This window comes from Halobacillus sp. B23F22_5, from assembly GCF_043497085.1.
Lineage (GTDB): Bacteria > Bacillota > Bacilli > Bacillales > Halobacillaceae > Thalassobacillus.
In genome coordinates this window covers 22,950-42,220 of record NZ_JBIEKI010000004.1, presented here as the reverse complement: position 1 = coordinate 42,220, position 19,271 = coordinate 22,950, and the positions used below count along the sequence as shown (strand labels likewise).

Genomic DNA, 19,271 nt, shown 5'->3' with positions numbered 1-19,271 from the left:
TTCTTTTTATTTATATAGAAAGGAAACTTCCTAGAAATGAAAGTTCCTTAAAAAAGCAAATGATGCTCAGAGGAAAGACTCGTTAAAAGATGTAGAAGGCATCCATAATCACTAAATGAATGCACAAAAAAAGTACACCATTCAACTAAACGGTGTACTTTTTGATTTATTTTGCTTTCGCTGCCTGTTTCTTTTTATCTTTTTTGACTTGCTTACTGCGCAATTGCCCGCATGCTGCATCGATATCTGTTCCATTTTCATGGCGAATGACACAGTTGATGCCATTTTTCTTCAACGTGTCATAAAATCCTAAAATCGCTTCTTTCTCACTACGTTGATAAGAATGGTCGTCAACTGGATTATACGGAATCAAGTTGACATAAGATAAATGCCGTTTATCTTTCAACAGTTCTGCAAGTTCTTTCGCTTCTTTTTGGTGGTCATTGACATCCCTTAGCATGATATATTCAAAGGTAATCCGGCGATTAGTTTTCTCTAGATAATAATCAATCGCTGGCATCAATTTATCTAATGGATATGCTTTATTGATCTTCATGATTCTTGTACGTAGCTCATCATTTGGAGCGTGTAATGATAAAGCAAGGTTTACCTGCAAGTCTTCATCAGCGAACTGATAAATTTGATCAGCTAGTCCACTTGTAGAGACAGTAATCTTTCTTGCACCGATAGCCAGCCCTTTCTGAGAGTTGACGATACGAATGAAATCCAACGTATTATCATAGTTATCGAACGGTTCTCCAATACCCATTACGACAATATGACTAACACGATCTCCTTCTCCCTTATCGTCCAATGCATGCTGGACATTCATGATCTGCTCAACAATTTCACCACTGGTCAGATCGCGGCTTTTTTTCAATAGTCCACTTGCACAGAAGGAACAACCGATATTACAGCCAACTTGCGTTGTAACACAAACGGATAATCCATAATGGAACCGCATCAATACGGTTTCAATTACATTACCATCCTGCAGTTTAAATAAAAATTTGATTGTACCATCTGAAGATTCCTGTTTGATTTCTTGTTGCAACGTCTGGATCACAAAATTTTCTTCAAGCAGTTGGATACAATCTTTATTGACATTATTCATTTCTGAAAAGCTTTTGACTCGTTTGTTATACAGCCAGTCCCAAACTTGTGATGCACGGAATTTTTTATGTCCGCGTTCCATCAGCCAGTCAGTCAACTGGTCGAACGTCATTCCATATATAGATTGTTTCATTTATAACCCTCTTTTCAATTTTAACCATTCATTCCTACAATACTAGAAGTGTTGCCATTTCGCAACAGTTTTATCAGCCTGCTGTTATATCCGCAGCCTGCTATTAAAAATGAAAGAGATAGGGTTCGTCTCCCTATCTCTTTCATCATACTGCTTATACTTCCTTTAAATCAATTGATATAATTCGATCGGTATTTGGGTTATATACGACAGTTCCTTCAATATTGACTGTTTCTTGTGGAGAACGCAGTACATATTTATAGGTTTCCGTCATTTGGTTAGCATTCTGCTGCGTTTTACTTATTCTATTATAATCTGTTACATTATAGTTCGAGTACGCTGATTGAACGATTTCGAGCAGATACTTTCCCCATTTTTCCTCTTCCAGCTCAATACCAGTAGTGATCTCTACATTGATAACCCCTAAATCGACATTGGCACCTAATGCTTCAAAAGCTCTCTTGTGTAAATTCACTTTATTGGCACCATAACCGGCGACCTGATCCACTACAGTCACTAATACTTCTCTACCGTTAGCTAAGTTTTTGATTTTTAAGGTATCTCCACATTTGTATGGTGTGTTCTGACCAACTGCTACTGTCATATAGAGATTAGCCGACCACGGAATCCCGCATTGGGTCACTGCTCCCCCCTCAGTCCATGTCGCCTGGCCACGGACCGGCTGCCTGACATCCTGATAGGATTGGTAACTGCCATAATAATGGCTATAAGGATAGCGGACATATGGTGCCTGGTATGGATTCGTCACATATGGATATACATAGGGCATGTGAAAATAGTTAGAATTCATGAATCTTCCTCCTGTATTTTCATAACTGTCTTTCATAGCCTATGCCCTTTATAGGTTGACCTGTGACAAGTGCAACCATAAATAAAGACAGATAGCACCAGCTACCTGTCTTTGATTAATTACCGTAATTTCGCGGGGTCATCTTTTTCCAAAATTCCTTGGCAACCGCCTGATAGCCCTCTTCACTTAAGTGGACATCAGCATGAGGAAGATACGTATCATAATCCTTAGCTATCACTTTAAATGTCGGTACATACACCGCATCAGCCGATTCTGTCACTTCTTTTATCTCATGGTTGAACCGTTGTAAAAGTGGCAGTATTTCAGGCTCTAAATCCTTATAACTCTCATAAGGTTCGATTGCATTATAATAGCCCATCACATAGATATCTACATCCTTGTTCAATTTCCTGATGTCACTTAAAATCTTATCAATATTTAAAACTGCTGTTTCCGAAGCACTTTCCAATCCTGCTAAATTACCATTAAATAAGTGAGCAAGTAAATCATTGGCTCCGATATCTATTGTTAGTAAATCTGCTTCATTGATATCTTTTTGTATATTTTTGTCCTTTAAATCCTTCAAAACGTCTGTTGTGGTATGCCCATTTGCACCATAGTTACTCAATGTGATATTGTAATTCGATTGCTCGAACCTTTCCACTAGAAATTCAGGATATCCCTCCCCATCATATCCTTTTTCATCAGATATAGGGGTCCATCCAGCTGCCAGTGAATCTCCCAGCGCAACATAGTTAATCGACTTTCTGTCAGGAATTTTCGCATCGCCTTCCACTGTAATGCCAAATGATAAAACTAATAAGCTCAACACGCTGATCAGTAATACTCTAACCCGTTCCAATAGTTAATCCCTCCTCGAAAGTATGCTCTTTCCGTTTATTAATTCCCTATTACGAACGAATTTTCCTTTAATTGTCGAAAAATATGTAGAAATAGTTGTTATTGTTTCGAGTGGCTCGATATAATGAAACCATCATAGTAAAGGGAGTATGTTTCATGAATCGAAAAGAAATCGAAGAACAAGTCATCCGCAACTACCAGCAGGATGAAGAGATGATGATCCTTGTCTTTGCCCAGTGGTGTATTAACCATGATTTAGATCCTGTTGAAGTATATGCACGCGCATATCCAACTCAAAAATCAAATGATGCCTTAAACCGGGCTATAGAGTTGACAGTCCCTAAAAGTGAAGCAGATGAAATCATGGATGAAACACTTCTAGGTGTGCTTTCCTTATTCGGAAATGATGATCTTGCATTTGTAGTTAGTGAAGAAATGGAAAAACAAAAAAAGAAATAAATAACATAATAATCAACGATTATTGGGGAAATAATAAGGTTGGAGGTGGTCAGCATGTCTAACCCATACTTATGCCCCAATTGTAAAACCAATCGTTCCCGATTCAATTTAATCCAGCAGCTTCCTTCATCCGTCAAGATGGATCCTGGTACTGGGATTATTATGGAAGAGTATACCGATGATAATCTGGATGCCTTTCATTTGAGCTATAACGGACCAGATAAGAAGGTACAATGCGCTTCCTGCGGGTTGATTGAGGATGAAACGACCTTTGTGAAATTCGCCGAGCATAACCCAAGAGAGTAGATAGTAAAAAGCACGCCAATGGAACTTCCATTGTGCGTGCTTCTTGTTTAATAGAAAAACGGGAAAAACAGCCTTCCGATATGAAAAAATGGGAAGCGCCGTCGTCTGAATCTGCGGAATCGCCTTGGATAACCATAACCGCCGCCAAAAGGGTATCCGCCGTATCCGCCGTACCCTCCATAGCCTCCAAAGCCACTGTATCCGAATTGCCTCTGCTCCATCTCTTCCATTTCATCTCCGACTGGTACAAGCAAATAGACATGATCTTCATCAGTTCCATCAATGATCCCATCCACAAGCGAACCATCAGATAGTTGAATTTGGACGAAATAGTAGTGATTAGTTTGGCACATTTCTTTGACCTCAGATGGATTTTGTCTATCCATATCTGCCTGTTCTGGATATCCGTGATAATAGTTATACATTATTCTATCCAACCTCCTCCCAAAGGCAGGATATTCAAATAGCCCACTATCTGTGAAAGTTTTTCTTATACTTTAATCCTTTAACAAAGTTAAACTTTCTTAAAGTACAAAAAAAGACGATATCTGTAATTCAGATACCGTCTTTCTACATTATTATTGTTCCATAGTATCAGTGAGAACCGTCTTACCGTCCTGCTGAATAACTTTTCCTTCTTTCATTAATTTGCCCAGGGCTCGTTTGAAAGCAGCTTTACTGATACGAAATGTCTTTCTTATTTCGTCCGGATCACTCTTATCATGAAATGGTATGCTGCCACCACGTTCGATTAAATATTCCATTATAACCTCAGCATCTTCTGTCATTCCTTCTTGCTTAAGCGGACGTAATGAAACGTTGATAGACCCATCCTCTTTTACATCAATTACTCTTCCGGTTACCGTCTCACCAACACGGGGTTCTTCTTTTCGTTCTGAAGGGTGGATAAATCCACGGTAGCCCTCTTCTGTCAAAAGGAAAGAACCAGCTTTAGTGGAACGGTAGATTCTGCCCGTAATATCGCTTTTCAATAATGATTCTGGAGCGGGCTCTAAGTCTTCTTGGACTGCTCCTTCCGTTATCGGTTTCGCCAGCAGGCGTCCTTTCTTATCTAATTCCAAACTGACAAACAGCCAATCTCCTGGCTTGGGCCATACACTTTCTAATAGAGGCAGATCATCTGAAGATACAAGGATTTCTTTTTCAATGCCAATATCAACGAACACGCCCAGATTTTTGACTACTTCCACGACTTCAACCCAGCCGTATGTCTCGAGGTCCACTTCAGGGGTACTCATCGTCGCTAACGTGTTTCCCCTCTTATCCTGGTAAAGAAACACTTCTATTTCCTTATCCAATTCAATATCATCACGTGCCTGCTCGTCCGGAAGCATAACTTCCTGATTACCATCTGAAAGCACGAATCCTTCTGTTTTTTTCTTTCGTACATTCATCTTTTGTACCATTCCGATTTTTAAATTACTCATTTCAATATTTCTTCCCTTTCCTCACCTATAGTGATTTTCATTATAGCTTAATGGAATGCCTGAAGAAACTTTTATACTTACCCTTCTACCCAATTGAATGTAGTATTACTCTTCATTTTTATTGTCGGTCTTTCGCGTAAATCATCGATTAAATGAAATAAAGCCCTGTCTTTTTGCTTTGCCTCAATCATACAGTCCACTTGTGATATCGTTCCCTCCACTTTTTTAATAAAATCAAGAAACATTTCAGGTTCGATATAATCCGCATGGCTTTTGAAATTTTCTTCACTTTTAGGACTCGAAATATGCATTTTAAGCGGCAAAGTGGATGATTTCCATGTATTAACGACACGACTCCACTCGTTAACCCAGTTTTCATCGCTATGGTTTGCCAGGTGGTGATGGAGATCGAATACCAGTGGGATATTGAGTTTTTCGCACACATAGAGACAGTCCTCTAATGTAAATGATTTATCATCATTTTCAATCATAATCATCTTTTGCAGACTGGAAGGAACGAGAGCCCAGTTTTCAATGAAACTTTCCAGTGCCTGCTCTTTATCCTGGTATTGTCCGCCTAAATGCAGTACACATCGGTGAGTCGGATCAATCCCCATGGCATGAAGGAGCATAAAATGGTACTTTAAAACAATCATTGCCCTTTGAAAAACTTCTTTATCCGGTGTATTGATCACTACAAAATGATCGGGGTGGAAATCAATGCGCATCTCATTCGCTTTAGCATAATCGCCAATCGCTTTCAGTTCCTCTTTCAGGGCTGAAATATACCGCCATTCTCGTAAATCTTCATGGGTTGCCAGCGGAATGAGTCTCGAACTCATACGGAAGAATTTGATGCCCTGTGCTTGATTATGCTTTAACAGCCGTAATGTATTATGTAAGTTAGAGCGGGCAATTGATTCTAATTTTCTTATCGCTGCCTCCCTATTCGAAAGCGCCTGAAAACGAGTATACGTCATCGTTTGGGATGGCGAGGCATTTTCAAGCGTTTTACTCATCGCTACATATCCAAGTCGGAATATTGTCATAACGTCCACCTTATCCTTGTAAATAAGGTTAGTTTGTTCTTTCTTTTCAATAGTTATGTAACATGGAAATAAAATAAGAGGGAGGTTCCCCTCCCTCTCTACTGTTTAAAGCTTAAACAATTTCACGGTCCCAGTGACGGTGCTCAGCGATTGCCGCTACAAACTCTTTTACAAAAGACTTCAAGTCATCATTGGTAACGACACCTAAACCGTCAGCGATTTCTGCTTTTTTCAACAAATCGACACCCTCATGCGTGGCGCCAATCGGTTTATAATGGGCAAATGCTTCTTTCAGGAAGTATAAAGCATCTTGTTGGAACTTCTTATCTGCTGAAGTACTTCCTACTGCATATAGTGCATCAAACAAGACAGATTCTCCCGTTAAGAACGTATGATCTGCTTCCAGTTCTTCCCCATCCGTTCCTTTTACAGTGCCAAGTTTGTCACTGATGATTTCCGGTTCTACCTCAGCTTTTTTAAGTGCCTCGATTACGGAAGTCACCTCTGAGCCGTTGAAACCTTCTGCCACAATCACACCAACTTTACGGGTATGTGGCAATTTATTGGTATTTTCCTGGCTCAAAGCTGGGGATGACTTCGTTACATTGGATCCTCCCTCTTCCGGCACTTTGACACCAACATTCTGTGCTACTTCTCTAGCCAGTTCCAGGCTGACATTAGCAAACATGTCTACTACCTGCTGCTGGACAGATTCACTGGAAAGCTTACCAAGCTCAAAACTGAAGGCTTCTTTGATATGCTCTTTTTCCGGATCGCTCATACTATTCCAGAATAAAGTCGCCTGTGAGAAGTGATCTTTGAAACTGTCACTACGTTTACGAACTTTCTTTCCTTCCACTTTTTCCTGATAATGTTCAAAACCGCCTTCTTCCGGAGCGGCAGTTTCTGGTGTATTATCAGCCATGGAATTCTTATGATAAGCAACTGGCCCTTTATTGATCGTCATACGTCCATAGCCATCGCGCTGGTTATTATGGAAAGGGCATACGGGACGGTTGATCGGCAGCTCATGGAAATTAGGGCCGCCCAGGCGAATCAACTGTGTATCCGTATAAGAGAACAATCGGCCTTGCAGTAACGGATCATTCGTAAAGTCAATTCCCGGAACTACATGGCCTGGATGGAAAGCAACCTGCTCCGTTTCAGCGAACACGTTATCGACATTTCGATTCAGCGTCATTTTACCGATTTTCTTAACTGGCACATCTTCCTCCGGCCAGATTTTTGTAGGGTCCAGAATGTCAAAATCAAATTTAAACTCATCTTCTTCTTTAATAATCTGTACACCCAGTTCAAATTCAGGATAATCTCCGTTCTCAATTGAATCATAAAGATCCCCACGGTGGAAATCAGGGTCTTTACCGGATATTTTTTGAGCTTCATCCCATACGAGCGAATGAGTACCTAAGACTGGCTTCCAATGCCATTTAATGAAATGAGCTTCACCTTTATCATTAACAAAGCGGAAGGTATGGACACCGAATCCTTCCATCATACGGAAACTTCGTGGTATAGCTCGATCAGACATCGCCCACATGACCATATGGGCAGATTCCTGGTTATTGGCAATAAAGTCCCAGAATGTATCGTGGGCGGTAGCTCCCTGCGGCATTTCATTATGTGGTTCTGGTTTCAAGGCATGCACTAAATCAGGGAATTTAATAGCATCCTGTATGAAGAAAACAGGAATGTTGTTACCGACTAAATCGAAGTTCCCTTCCTCCGTATAAAATTTAGTAGCAAAACCACGAGCGTCCCGGACAGTCTCGGCTGAACCTTTGGAACCTTGGACCGTTGAAAAACGGACAAACACAGGGGTTTTCTTAAAAGGGTCCTGTAAGAAATCAGCTTTCGTAAATTCCTTCATAGATTCATAAGGCTGGAATTCACCATGTGCAGCAAATCCCCGGGCATGAACAATACGTTCAGGTATACGTTCATGGTCGAAGTGGGTCATTTTTTCACGGAAGTGGAAGTCTTCCATTAAGGTTGGTCCACGTTCACCGGCTTTTAAAGAAAATTCATCCTCCGATACTTTCGTTCCTTGATTAGTGGTCATCTGTTTATCTCTATCGTCGGTACGGAACTGCTCGAGTTGTTCATCTTTACGATTATCTTTACTCATGTATAAATTTCCTCCTTTTTTTGGTATGTAACTACTTTCCGTTAATCTTCTACCCTTGTAATTTTGTTGTAAAACATTTGTCGACAAAAAAAGAGTACTCGATGCTGAGTACTCGAATGAATAATTATAAAAGTGATTCGGCGCCATCAATATACATCTCTGTGCCTGTAATATGACTAGATTGGTTGGAAGCTAAAAAGTAAACCAGATCAGCCACCTGCTCTGGCGTTCCTGGTGCGTGTTCAAGCGGCTGGCTGCCCTCTGGATATTCCACTGGAATTTGGACTTTTTCCAGGCTTTTTGTTTTCTCAGTATTTTGGCCAATATTAGTATCAATAGCACCAGGACAGATAGCATTCACGCGGATATGATAGCGGGCAAGTTCCAGTGCAGCCATTTTCATAAAAGCTACTTGTCCTGCTTTTGATGTGCTGTAAGCTGACATGCCTATACCAGAAAAGGTCCGATTTCCATTGATAGAACTGGTAATGATGATGCTTCCCCCTGACTCTTTCATGTAGGGAATGCTATGCTTAACAAATAGGAACGTGCTTTTTAAATTGGTATGGATCGTCTGTTCCCAATCCTCCGTCTTCATATCTTCAATCGGTGCAAAAGTGCCATTGATGCCAGCATTATCAAACACGACATCGATGCTGCCCCATTGCTCATTTATATGGGCAAGTCCTTCCTTCACCCTGGTCTCATCGGATACATCAATATCATACACATGTGCTTGCCCGCCATCCTCTAAAATTTCTTCTTGAACGGCTTTTGCTCGATTTTCTTTCAAATCCATTAAAGCGACTGCGTAACCTTCTTTTGCCAGCCTGATGGCTGCTGCCTTTCCTATCCCGGATCCTGCACCCGTTACTACGGCTGTTTTGGAAGACCCACCTTTCATTATCATCACCCTCCTGTAAGTTTAGTTATTTAACGTTTACTTTGTTCAGCGGTTGAGTTGCCGGCCCTTCAATTACTTCTCCCTGCACGGTGAACCTGGAACCATGACATGGGCAGTCCCAGGAACGCTCTGCATTATTCCAGGCAAGCTCACAGCCCATGTGGGTGCAGGCAGTATCTACCACGCTTACGTTCCCGTCCTCATCTTTGTAGGCCCCCGCAGTCTTTCCCACAACTTTTATAATGGCACCCTGGTCCGGTTCCAGGTCTTTAATATCCTTTTTACGCTTTGTCGGTAATTTTCCTTTAACAAACTCTTTAGCCACATCGGCATTTTCTTTTGTGAAACTCTTCACACCACTGCTCTTTTTAAATCTTGATGGAGAATATAAGTCTTCAAATGGATTTTTCCTTCCGGTTATCATGTCATGGATAACATCAGCAGCAATTGTTCCTTGGGTCATTCCCCATTTGGCAAAACCTGTGGCGACGTAAATGTTTGGTTGATTAGAAGTGATTTTCCCAATATAAGGCACCATATCCAGGGTGCTCATATCCTGGGAGGACCAGCGGTATGGTACATCATGGACCGTATAATGTTCTTCTGCAAATTCCGCAAGGTTTTTGTAATGTTGAAACGTATCTTCGCTTTGCCCGCTTGTATGTCCTTCACCACCGACAAGCAATACCTTTTCCCCAGTCGTATCCAACGCATTACGTATGGATCGTTTTGGCTCTTCCACATTCAAGTACATACCTTCCGGGATAGGCTGCTCTGTCTTAACAGCCAGGGAATAAGAACGTTCGACATGGAGTCTGGAAAAGTAAAGACCGTCCATGTCCTTGAAAGGAAAATGAGAGGCAATTACCACATGATTGGAAGTAATAGAATGACCGTCCTTCGTAACTACCTTTGGCTTGTCTCCTTTTTCGATATCAACTGCCCTGGTATTTTCATAAATATTGGCCTGGTTCTTCTTTAGAAACTCTATCAAAGGGAGTAAATACTTTACAGGATGGAACTGAGCCTGTTTATTCATCCTGATAGCGGATGTCACAGGGAATGGTAAATCAACCTTGTCTGTCATCTCCCCGTCAATATCCAGTATTTCATACAGCTCTGCTTCTTTTTCGATCATTTTCTTCGCTTTTTCTGTTTCTCCGTATACAAAAGCTTCCTGGTATGAAAAGTTACATGCTATTTCAAGTTCTTCGATGTTTTGCTCTATCGCCTGAATAGCAGCCTGATTAGCCTGATAATATAACTTAGCATTTTCCTGGCCAATTGTTTTTTCCAGCTGCTGATAGATCAAACCATGCTGAGCAGAAATTTTCGCTGTTGTATAACCGGTTGTCCCTTCCAATATCCTGCCGGCTTCTATCAACGTCACCTGATAGCCTGACTTGACGAGCCGGTAAGCAGTAGTGATACCGGCAATACCGGAACCTACCACCGTGATATCAGAAGCTATATTTTCAGAAAGTGCAGGAAATGTCTCTATCTCCAGCTCTCTCCATAAAGAAGATGGCTGCTTTGGAATAAGATGTTCACCCATGAACGGTACGCCCTCCTTAATGCTTGATATAGGTACATACCCATATGGTGGAATTTCATGCATCTTCAAAATGTTATATCTGCAATCAATTGATAGGACCTGAGTTTAGCATCAAAATCGTAGATATTTGTAATGATCAAAAACTCATCTGTTTGATATAACTCCTTTAGTTTAAGCAATTCTTCCTTCACTTTTGCTTGAGAACCTACAATCATGCGTTTCCGGTTTTTCCTGATTTTTTCTATTTCTTTTATTGTAAACGTATGGTTCTTTACTTCTTCTACCGACGGTACGCGTGTATCCAGCCCTTTCTCTACTTGCAGCAGCCACATATCCTGACTCAGAGCCAGTTGTTCAGCTTCTTCATCCGTGTCGGCACATACAACAAACACACAAACATTTACCTGGGGAAAACTTTTATTGTACACAGCTTTAAAATGCGTTCTGTAAGTATTAATCGCTTCTTCCCCATTAGCAGGGTCAATGAAATGGCCAAAAGTGAAACCAGTCCCGTTGTTAGCGGCATGCCGAGCCCCGCGGGAAGATAAACCAAGTACCCACACATCCGGGTTACTGTTCGTATCAGGAGTCGCCCTAACACCAAAGGAAGGGTGTTCTTTCGGTATATCCCCAAAAAGAAACTGCTGCAGTTCCTGTACCTGCCTGGGAAAAGCACTTAAGGTTTTATTAATACCATCTGTAAGAGCCAGGCGTGTTTTTTGTGACCCGCCCGGTGACCTTCCAAGCCCTAAATCTATCCGGTTTGGGAAAAGTGCTTCCAGCATCTTAAAGTTTTCTGCTACTTTTAGCGGGCTGTACTGCGGAAGTAAGACACCACCTGAGCCTATACGTATCCGGCTGGTGGCAGCACCTATTCTGGTTATCATTATTTCAGGGGAAGAACATGCCAATCCATTCGTATTATGATGTTCTGCCATCCAATAACGGTGATACCCCAGCTTTTCTGCTTGTTGAGCAAGCAATAAACTATTATTCAGCGTTTCGGTTGCTGTATTCCCTTTGGATATTGGTGACTGATCTAAAACGCTTAGTTGCATAAAGCGGACGCTCCCTTTATCTTGTCTTGAACTTGTTACTTATAAATTTCTTTCATTATTTTATTAAGTATGTCTAACTGCTCTTCAAATAATAACCGGTAACGTTTTTTCAACACATCGAATTCTTCTTTCCCCTTATCTGTGAGGGAATACCAATATACCTTCTGCCTCTTCCGGTCATGAGATTTATAGTCTTCTCTTCTGGACAATAATCCCTCTTCTGTCATGTCGTGCAATGTATCCAGTAATGTTGAGGGTGCTGGTATCCAGTTTGTTGTCAGTTTTTGAAATTCTTTTTTAAATTGTTCGCTGATCATCGGAGGATGTACTTGTAGGAGATGCATGATATAAAACTTAGTAAACTGAGCAGCACTCATATTCAACGCGAACTTTTTTGGATTATTCTTGTGAGACATTCCAACACCACTCCTGTTCTTTTATAAGTAAATGTTTCCTAAATTACTAGATTTATCTTCTATTTTACAATACAATTGTGTTTGTCTGTCGAATGAGGCGCGTTTCCCTGTTCAAAAAATCTTCATTTATGAGCTTCGGCGTGTATCCTCTAAAAAAGTTCTATTTTTTAAGCGTTTAGATAGACTTATGAAATAGCTTTTTGTAAGCTTGTTGCTGATAATGGTTTCTTGTTATCTTTCGGAGTTGCTACTAAGTTTCAAGTAGAATGTTTTACTTACTTAAAAAAGAGGGTTTTTGCTTTAAAAAAAGAGACCGGGAAAGTTTCCCGGGCCCTAGGATTTCTTATAGCTTTTCTTCAAACCATCTCATCAGATGCTGCAACCGCTCCAAACGAAGCGAGGGTTTGCCTGTTCGTGATAAGTTGTGATCGGCATCTGGTATACGTACAAATTCCGTATCCTTCTCCTGCCGCTTCAAAGCGATGAAAAGCTGCTCCGATTGTTCAATTGGACAACGCAGATCGTTTTCACTATGGATGATCAATAATGGCGTTTCCATATTATCCACATAGGCCAATGGGGAATGCTTCCACAACTTTTCGAAGTCATGAAGATCCGCTTGTATCTGCCATTCACTGAAGTAATAACCAATGTCACTGACACCGTAGAAGCTGATCCAATTGGAGATACAACGTTGTGTCACAGCCGCTTTAAAGCGATCCGTGTGACCCACGATCCAGTTGGTCATGAATCCTCCATAACTTCCTCCTGTCAACCCAAGCCGCTCCTCATCAATAAAATCATACGCCTCGAGTAAATAGTCGAGACCATTCATGACATCTACATAGTCATTGCCGCCATAATCGCCCCGCACGGCATTGACAAATTCCTGATGATAGCTATGTGAACCACGCGGGTTGACATAAGCTACTACATAGCCTTGAGCAGCAAGCAGTTGCATTTCGTGGAAGAACGTATTGCCATACATAGCATGAGGACCACCATGGACCTGATATATCAATGGATATTTTTCACCTTCAACGAAATCGACCGGTTTCATCACCCATCCGTGGACATCCCAGCTGTCTACACTTCTAAAAATAAATTCCTCCGGTTCAGAGAGTTTTGTGCTACGAAGCCATTCCCCATTAAAATCCGTCACTTTTCTACTTGTTTGTTGATCAGCATCGAATAAATAAAGTTCTCCTGGGTCCATCGTAGTGGAAACCACTGCAGCTACTTCTCCTGTTTTCACATCGACATCAAATCCATAGATATGTTGCTTTTCATTCCAAACCCGCTTCAGTTTCCCCCACGTATTCCCTTCATATAACACCACATTGCCGTATTCGCTTACAGAGAAATAAAACGATTCATCATCCAGCCAGACGATTCCAGGCAGCTGTGCCCCCTGCTGAATATCCCCTGCGGTGAAGTCACCTACAGGAAGGTCCAACTGATCGGTCACATTAGTGGTTTCTCCACTATCCCGATCCAGGATATATATATCAGGATGAGAGGCATTCTTATAAACCAGGCCATGAAAGATGAATGCAAGTTTGCTGCCATCCGGTGACCACTTTGCATCAGAGACAAAACCTTTTTCTGTGTCAACAGTTGTACGCTCTCTACTTTCCACATCATATAAAAACAAATCAGCACTGAATGAAAAATCCCTGTTTTCCGCTTCATCTCCGGAAAAAACGAGTGTCTTTCCGTCTGGTGACCAGGATAGCAATCCATAGCTATGGCCTTTCTCTGTTAACTGGATAATCTCTCCGCTGGTTACATCCACGATACCGATTTGTTGCTCCTGGTCTTCAACAAAGCCAACACCATCAGCTTTATATTTCATCTTTGTAATGACTCGGACTTTATCTTTCTTATCATCCTTTTTTTCTTCCTTCTTCTCCTCATCAAAAGCCTCGTCTACATTCAACGGAGCCTGAAAAGCGATCCGCTTACCATCTGGCGACCATTCAAAATCATTGACACCGTTCGGACAAGTGGTGATTTGCTGTGCTTCTCCTCCTAGTAAGGGAAGCACGTAAAGCTGGCTCTTTTCTTCCCTCGTTGATAAAAACGCAAGCTTATTGCCATCAGGGGACCATTTCGGCTGAAAATTTTTAGATTCCCCATAGGTCCATTGGTTCAACTCTGCTGTCGTTTTATCAAAATAAAACAAATTAGATATGTATTTATCTTCCTCTTTATCGATATGGGTTTTTACGAATACAACCCCTTTCCCGTCGGGCGACCATTTAGGGTTGGTGACCGATTGAATGTTGAAAATATCATCTTTGGTGACAGGTCTTTTATCTTCAGACATATTACTCCTCCTTTTGACGTCGTACTTAATTTCTATATTTGAAATAATTCTTCCTTCTTATTATTACAATTTTTTTCATATTATTGGCATGTTAGCGGTTTTCTCCTATATTATTACACGATTCGACAATAAAAACCCCGTGGATGTCGTTAAAAACGTACCACGGGGTGAGACATGCTATCCTTCTATTGTAAAACCAATTTTTCCAAAGTTTTTCGTATCTCGCAGATACTCGAATGCTTCCTTATATTGAGACAGCTTGAATACACGATCGAGCTCAGGTTTAATATCGTTCGCAACGATGAATTCCAACATTTCCTTGAATTCTTCCCCGCTACCCATGGTAGAACCTAGCAAATTGTACTGCCCATAGAAGAATTTGCGGATATCAATTTCCACTTCATCTTCTGTAGTAGCACCAAAGGTAACGATTGTACCACCCTTCCGGACGACTCCAAGAGATTTGTTGAAGGTAGCCCGACCGATACTTTCGACTACAAGGTCCACTTTTTCATTCTGTAACTCTTCATTCCAATCAGACTGGGTGTTGATCGCACGGTCTGCTCCCAGCTTCTTAGCTGCTTCTAATTTTTCTTCACTTCTTGAAGTCACGATCACACGTGCTCCAAGAGCTTTAGCGAATTTCAATGCAAACGTGAGCACACCGCTTCCGATACCAGGAAGCAGAACGGTGTCACCCTTTTTCACTTTTCCCCTTGTGAAAATTACTCGGTAGGCAGTCAGAGCAGCAAGTGGTAAAACGCCAGCTTCTTCCCATGATAGATGGGCCGGTTTAGCTTCTACATGGTCGCCTGGTACAACAACATATTCGCCAAACGTTCCATGATCAGGGAAGCCCATAATTTCAAACCCTTCCGGCGGTGCATCACTGTTTTCTCTCCAGCCTAAACCGGGATTGATGACAACCTCATCGCCTGCCTGGACGTTTGTCACTCCTTCTCCGACTTCCGTAACAACTCCAGCACCATCAGATCCTAAAACCAGTGCCGGTTGATCAGCCTTATGGCGAGAAGTGACAGCAATATCTCTGCGGTTCATGCCCGCTGCCTTCAATTTCACTTTCACCGTTCCAGGAGTTGTTTCCAATTCATAAATATCGCGGTAAGATAAACCACCAAGTCCTTCTTTCCCTTCGTGTACGATCGCTTTCATAACTCCGATTCCTCCTTTAAATTTTGCTGTATATAATCAGCGAATACTTGCAGCTTTTCCATATCCGAAACATCCTCTTCGAATAATGGCACTTTAATCAGTTTCTGCTTTGGAAAAGTCTTTTCAATTTGCTTGAGGTAATTCAGTTCCTGTTTTCTTCGCTTGGCTAAAAAAGTACCATCAGCATGTTCAGGCAGCACTTTATTGACGACCAGCGTCCTTACATGCAGGTGGTATTTATCCAACTGTTTGATGGCCTGCTCGGTTTCTAAAATCGGGAGCCGTTCCGGGTTGAGGACAAACAGGAACCCTGTTTTACTGCCGTCCAAAATGATTTCCCGAACGGCAGCGAATTTATTCTTCCTTTTCTGCAATATTTCATATATTGGGTCTTCAACCGGCTCGCCGTCATTCAATAACTGGGTGTAATTATCATTGATTTTCTGTCTCCGTTCCAGCATGCCATCGATCCAGACACTCATTAATTCAGGTAATGTCAAGAGACGGATCGTATGGCCGGTAGGAGCTGTATCGAAGATGATTTTGTCAAAATCTCCTGATTCCTCCAGAATGATAGAAATCAACCGGTCAAACAAAGCTGCTTCATCGGCACCTGGAGAAGCACTTGCCATATCGATTTGACGGTGCACTTCTTCTACCATCCGGGATTTGACAAGACCCTGCAGATTATCCTTCACCCCTTCAATATAACGTTTCGACTCCCGTTCCGGATCCACTTCGATCCCCCAGAGGTTTTCAGCAAGTTTCGTCTTTTCGTGTTTGACTTTTTTATGGAAGATATCCCCTAAATTATGAGCAGGATCAGTGGAGACAATTAATGTGCTGTGTCCCGAATCAGCCAGCGCAAGCGCAAAAGCGGCGGATGTCGTAGACTTACCCACCCCTCCTTTACCGCCTACAAACAGAATTTTTTTATCATGTAGATTACTCATTAGCCAATAACCCCTTCACTCCATATTTAACAGCAGCGAATACCGTCGAGAGGAGATTTTTCCATCCCCATTCGAAGGTGCCAGTCATGAAACTTTTCGATGATATAAGGATAAAGTTCCAGTGTATAATAAAAGGCAGGATTCGGTATGCCAAGCATATCTGAATAGACCAGTAATAAAAATAAGTCATCTTCATCACGCAATTCCCTAGCCACTTCATTTTTGTGCGGTAGACTTAAAACTTCATCATAAAGTTCGAAGAGACGTTTAAGCGAAAACTTTTTATCCGTCATCTTGCCGCCTCCTAGGTATATAGTATTTCTTTAATCAGTTTATCATAATTGTTGAGATCTTTAAGGTATCGGCCATTGATGAATACGGCATTGAATTTAATATGAAGGAAAAAATGGTTGAATCCTTCCCAGGAAGTGATATTTCCTGCTTTTATATGTTTGATGAAATAAGCAGCAATCGATATCAGGTTTCTTGGATCTAAAAAACTGATATCCACCTTATCCCCATAATCTATCATGGTCTGACGATAGATTTCCCCCATATCTTTTCGGTCCTTGTCATGGTGCTTGAATTCTTCAGACATGGTGATGAGCCCGTCATCACTGATGCCGCCACATCATCCCATCCCGATTTCTTTTTCAGCCCGGATAATAATAATATCAACCATTTCTTTCACCTCCTTGAAAGAGAAAAGCCGCACTATTTTCAGCGCGGCTTATCGGTTTATTAAGCACTTCTTTCGATACTATCCTTTTTATTCATGGCGATTGCAGAGAAAGCGGTGAGCAGAATCCACAAGGTGAATATGAGGATAATCGCACCAAAGCTGAATAACAGCCAATCACTAGTCTCTGTCCATGGCGCCCATTGTGTAAACACCTGGGAGATCATCGCCCATAAAGTCATAAACATGACGAAAGCCATCGGAATGATTGTCGGTAGATAATTTCTGCCATTACGTTTCAGCCAGATGGAAACCAGCAATAGACTGATTCCTGCAAGCAATTGGTTCGAAGTACCGAATAACGGCCATAACAGGTAACCACCAGAACCGAAACCTTTTGGTCCTTGAGGAATCAACGTAAGTGCGGCACTGGATACCACAGCAATTGTTGTAGCAACATGTGTTTTGGTAATAGGTTTGACATTATATTCTGTACCAAGTTCAGCAATGATATAGCGCATCAAACGTACAGATGAGTCAAGTGTTGTTGCAGCGAAGCTTACGACGATAACAGATACGATAGTAGCAGCCACTGACGCAGGAATTCCTAATCCTGTTGCCAATTGAGCAGCACCCTGGATAAAGACTCCTAACCCTGCACCACTTGCTGCCGTGAAACCACTATAGGTAGCTGTGAATTCTCCTGCTGTCGGGAAAAATGTAACTACTGCAATAATGGCAATCAAAGCAAGTGCACCTTCACCGACAGAACCTAAATATCCTACGAAGCGGGCATCCGTTTCTTTATTCAACTGTTTCGAAGAAGTACCGGATGATACCAGCCCATGAAACCCTGAAATGGCCCCACATGCAATCGTGATGAATAATAACGGGAACCAGGATACATCATTGGCTTGACCATTCGTAACTGGTGCAGTGATCTCCGGATTGGTAAACAACAACCCTAAATAAAGAATTCCCAGGCCGACGATCAACTGATGAGAATTGATATAATCACGCGGTTGAAGCAGTTTCCATACTGGTAATGTGGATGCAATGTAGACGTAAACCATTAACACGATGATCCATACCAGAAATGCTGCAGAAGTGGCACTCATGCCAAATAAAGCTGTTGCGCCTTCACCTCCGAAATACTTCACCATATCTATTTGCAGTGCCGGCACGTAACTAGCGACGATTGCCGCCAGATACATGACTCCTAAAGCCACTATTGAAGGTAGAAGCATGCTTCCTTTTCTCTTGTATACACTGTAGCCGATCCAGATAGCTAAAGGAATTTGGATAAACACAGATAACACACTTGCCGGGAAGGAAATGAACAAGTTTGCGATAACCCAGGCAAATACCGCATTTACCATAAGTACTAACAATAGAATAATGAATAAAAACAATATTTTCGCCCGTTGGCCGATAAGCTTGTTTGCCAGTGTGCCTACGGACTGTCCTTTGTTTCTAACAGATAACACCAATGTTCCAAAATCATGGACCCCGGCAGCAAATACCGTACCGAGAAGCACCCATAATATTGCAGGGAGCCAGCCCCAGTAAACTGCGATAGCCGGTCCAACAATCGGAGCAGCTCCGGCGACAGATGTAAAGTGATGTCCCCATAAAACGAATTTGTTGGTCGGTACAAAATCTACACCATCTTTATACTGATGGGCAGGTGTTGTAAAATTCGGATCCAACCGGTAAATCTTTTCGGCGATGAACTTGGAATAATATCTATAACCAAGAAAGAAAACGAGACCGCCGATTAGCGCTAACCAAATACCACTCATATAACCCCTCCTCCATTTCATATAGTAAGCTATTTGTATTCGCTTACATACAATACAATTATACTATTATAGGAAT

Annotated in this window: 19 protein-coding genes; 2 read left to right on the top strand and 17 right to left on the bottom strand. The window is 41.6% G+C overall.

Annotated elements, in window-relative coordinates:
- Positions 1-166: 166 nt before the first annotated feature.
- The 3 genes from rlmN to ACGTN9_RS07220 all read right to left on the bottom strand — a co-directional run bounded on the left by rlmN (position 167) and on the right by ACGTN9_RS07220 (position 2,919).
- A complete protein-coding gene (gene rlmN / locus ACGTN9_RS07230) occupies positions 167-1,246 on the bottom strand; it encodes a dual-specificity RNA methyltransferase RlmN (RefSeq protein WP_499591687.1) in 1,080 nt (359 codons plus the stop codon).
- Between the two features lie 154 nt (positions 1,247-1,400).
- Positions 1,401-2,057: a DUF3889 domain-containing protein gene (locus ACGTN9_RS07225; protein ID WP_499591686.1), complete on the bottom strand. Its 657-nt coding sequence runs from the start codon at positions 2,055-2,057 to the stop codon at positions 1,401-1,403.
- 115 nt (positions 2,058-2,172) lie between these two features.
- Positions 2,173-2,919: a GDSL-type esterase/lipase family protein gene (locus tag ACGTN9_RS07220; RefSeq protein WP_499591685.1), complete on the bottom strand. Its 747-nt coding sequence runs from the start codon at positions 2,917-2,919 to the stop codon at positions 2,173-2,175.
- A 155-nt stretch (positions 2,920-3,074) separates the two neighbouring features.
- Between ACGTN9_RS07220 and yxiS the strand changes: the two genes are divergently transcribed.
- Both yxiS and ACGTN9_RS07210 read left to right on the top strand, forming a co-directional pair.
- A complete protein-coding gene (yxiS, locus tag ACGTN9_RS07215; protein ID WP_499591684.1) occupies positions 3,075-3,377 on the top strand; it encodes a protein YxiS in 303 nt (100 codons plus the stop codon).
- Positions 3,378-3,431: 54 nt separating this feature from the next.
- Positions 3,432-3,683 (top strand): hypothetical protein, encoded by a 252-nt coding sequence (locus tag ACGTN9_RS07210; protein WP_028782930.1) that lies wholly within the window; start codon positions 3,432-3,434, stop codon positions 3,681-3,683.
- A 47-nt stretch (positions 3,684-3,730) separates the two neighbouring features.
- Here the strand turns inward: ACGTN9_RS07210 and ACGTN9_RS07205 are convergent, their stop codons facing one another.
- The 14 genes from ACGTN9_RS07205 to ACGTN9_RS07140 form a co-directional block, all read right to left on the bottom strand.
- The gene (locus ACGTN9_RS07205) at positions 3,731-4,108 is read right to left on the bottom strand and encodes a hypothetical protein (protein WP_499591683.1); all 378 of its coding nucleotides are present in this window, start codon (positions 4,106-4,108) and stop codon (positions 3,731-3,733) included.
- A gap of 153 nt (positions 4,109-4,261) precedes the next feature.
- Positions 4,262-5,131, bottom strand: coding sequence for a CvfB family protein (locus ACGTN9_RS07200; protein WP_499591682.1), 870 nt, complete (start codon positions 5,129-5,131; stop codon positions 4,262-4,264).
- A gap of 77 nt (positions 5,132-5,208) precedes the next feature.
- Positions 5,209-6,180 carry a UV DNA damage repair endonuclease UvsE gene (uvsE, locus tag ACGTN9_RS07195; RefSeq protein WP_499591681.1) on the bottom strand — a complete coding sequence of 324 codons (972 nt, stop codon included), beginning with the start codon at positions 6,178-6,180 and terminating at the stop codon, positions 5,209-5,211.
- Between the two features lie 112 nt (positions 6,181-6,292).
- Positions 6,293-8,326, bottom strand: a complete 2,034-nt coding sequence (locus ACGTN9_RS07190) for a catalase (protein WP_499591680.1) — start codon at positions 8,324-8,326, stop codon at positions 6,293-6,295.
- Between the two features lie 124 nt (positions 8,327-8,450).
- Positions 8,451-9,236 (bottom strand): SDR family oxidoreductase, encoded by a 786-nt coding sequence (locus tag ACGTN9_RS07185; protein ID WP_499591679.1) that lies wholly within the window; start codon positions 9,234-9,236, stop codon positions 8,451-8,453.
- A 19-nt stretch (positions 9,237-9,255) separates the two neighbouring features.
- Complete coding sequence (locus tag ACGTN9_RS07180; protein WP_499591678.1) at positions 9,256-10,785, bottom strand: FAD-dependent oxidoreductase; 1,530 nt, start codon at positions 10,783-10,785, stop codon at positions 9,256-9,258.
- 65 nt (positions 10,786-10,850) lie between these two features.
- Positions 10,851-11,843 carry an LLM class flavin-dependent oxidoreductase gene (locus tag ACGTN9_RS07175; RefSeq protein ID WP_499591677.1) on the bottom strand — a complete coding sequence of 331 codons (993 nt, stop codon included), beginning with the start codon at positions 11,841-11,843 and terminating at the stop codon, positions 10,851-10,853.
- Between the two features lie 35 nt (positions 11,844-11,878).
- Positions 11,879-12,259, bottom strand: coding sequence for a PadR family transcriptional regulator (locus ACGTN9_RS07170; RefSeq protein WP_028782937.1), 381 nt, complete (start codon positions 12,257-12,259; stop codon positions 11,879-11,881).
- 343 nt (positions 12,260-12,602) lie between these two features.
- Positions 12,603-14,588 (bottom strand): S9 family peptidase, encoded by a 1,986-nt coding sequence (locus tag ACGTN9_RS07165; RefSeq protein WP_499591676.1) that lies wholly within the window; start codon positions 14,586-14,588, stop codon positions 12,603-12,605.
- A 177-nt stretch (positions 14,589-14,765) separates the two neighbouring features.
- On the bottom strand, positions 14,766-15,761 hold the full coding sequence (locus ACGTN9_RS07160) for a zinc-binding dehydrogenase (protein ID WP_499591675.1): 996 nt from the start codon (positions 15,759-15,761) through the stop codon (positions 14,766-14,768).
- Positions 15,758-16,714: an ArsA family ATPase gene (locus ACGTN9_RS07155; protein WP_499591674.1), complete on the bottom strand. Its 957-nt coding sequence runs from the start codon at positions 16,712-16,714 to the stop codon at positions 15,758-15,760. The genes ACGTN9_RS07160 and ACGTN9_RS07155 overlap by 4 nt, the downstream gene beginning before the upstream one ends.
- Before the next feature lie 26 nt (positions 16,715-16,740).
- A complete protein-coding gene (locus tag ACGTN9_RS07150; RefSeq protein WP_028782942.1) occupies positions 16,741-17,007 on the bottom strand; it encodes a cory-CC-star protein in 267 nt (88 codons plus the stop codon).
- Between the two features lie 11 nt (positions 17,008-17,018).
- On the bottom strand, positions 17,019-17,312 hold the full coding sequence (locus ACGTN9_RS07145; protein ID WP_499591673.1) for a hypothetical protein: 294 nt from the start codon (positions 17,310-17,312) through the stop codon (positions 17,019-17,021).
- 143 nt (positions 17,313-17,455) lie between these two features.
- Positions 17,456-19,195 carry a carbon starvation CstA family protein gene (locus ACGTN9_RS07140; protein WP_499591672.1) on the bottom strand — a complete coding sequence of 580 codons (1,740 nt, stop codon included), beginning with the start codon at positions 19,193-19,195 and terminating at the stop codon, positions 17,456-17,458.
- Between the last annotated feature and the right edge of the window lie 76 nt (positions 19,196-19,271).

Excerpts from the sequence above, each read along its gene's own strand:
- rlmN (WP_499591687.1), bottom strand. The coding sequence starts at position 1,246 with ATGAAACAATCTATATATGGAATGACGTTCGACCAGTTGACTGACTGG.
- ACGTN9_RS07225 (WP_499591686.1), bottom strand. The coding sequence starts at position 2,057 with ATGAATTCTAACTATTTTCACATGCCCTATGTATATCCATATGTGACG.
- yxiS (WP_499591684.1), top strand. The coding sequence starts at position 3,075 with ATGAATCGAAAAGAAATCGAAGAACAAGTCATCCGCAACTACCAGCAG.
- ACGTN9_RS07210 (WP_028782930.1), top strand. The coding sequence starts at position 3,432 with ATGTCTAACCCATACTTATGCCCCAATTGTAAAACCAATCGTTCCCGA.
- ACGTN9_RS07205 (WP_499591683.1), bottom strand. The coding sequence starts at position 4,108 with ATGTATAACTATTATCACGGATATCCAGAACAGGCAGATATGGATAGA.
- ACGTN9_RS07200 (WP_499591682.1), bottom strand. The coding sequence starts at position 5,131 with ATGAGTAATTTAAAAATCGGAATGGTACAAAAGATGAATGTACGAAAG.
- uvsE (WP_499591681.1), bottom strand. The coding sequence starts at position 6,180 with ATGACAATATTCCGACTTGGATATGTAGCGATGAGTAAAACGCTTGAA.
- ACGTN9_RS07190 (WP_499591680.1), bottom strand. The coding sequence starts at position 8,326 with ATGAGTAAAGATAATCGTAAAGATGAACAACTCGAGCAGTTCCGTACC.
- ACGTN9_RS07185 (WP_499591679.1), bottom strand. The coding sequence starts at position 9,236 with ATGATAATGAAAGGTGGGTCTTCCAAAACAGCCGTAGTAACGGGTGCA.
- ACGTN9_RS07180 (WP_499591678.1), bottom strand. The coding sequence starts at position 10,785 with ATGGGTGAACATCTTATTCCAAAGCAGCCATCTTCTTTATGGAGAGAG.
- ACGTN9_RS07175 (WP_499591677.1), bottom strand. The coding sequence starts at position 11,843 with ATGCAACTAAGCGTTTTAGATCAGTCACCAATATCCAAAGGGAATACA.
- ACGTN9_RS07170 (WP_028782937.1), bottom strand. The coding sequence starts at position 12,259 with ATGTCTCACAAGAATAATCCAAAAAAGTTCGCGTTGAATATGAGTGCT.
- ACGTN9_RS07165 (WP_499591676.1), bottom strand. The coding sequence starts at position 14,588 with ATGTCTGAAGATAAAAGACCTGTCACCAAAGATGATATTTTCAACATT.
- ACGTN9_RS07160 (WP_499591675.1), bottom strand. The coding sequence starts at position 15,761 with ATGAAAGCGATCGTACACGAAGGGAAAGAAGGACTTGGTGGTTTATCT.
- ACGTN9_RS07155 (WP_499591674.1), bottom strand. The coding sequence starts at position 16,714 with ATGAGTAATCTACATGATAAAAAAATTCTGTTTGTAGGCGGTAAAGGA.
- ACGTN9_RS07150 (WP_028782942.1), bottom strand. The coding sequence starts at position 17,007 with ATGACGGATAAAAAGTTTTCGCTTAAACGTCTCTTCGAACTTTATGAT.
- ACGTN9_RS07145 (WP_499591673.1), bottom strand. The coding sequence starts at position 17,312 with ATGTCTGAAGAATTCAAGCACCATGACAAGGACCGAAAAGATATGGGG.
- ACGTN9_RS07140 (WP_499591672.1), bottom strand. The coding sequence starts at position 19,195 with ATGAGTGGTATTTGGTTAGCGCTAATCGGCGGTCTCGTTTTCTTTCTT.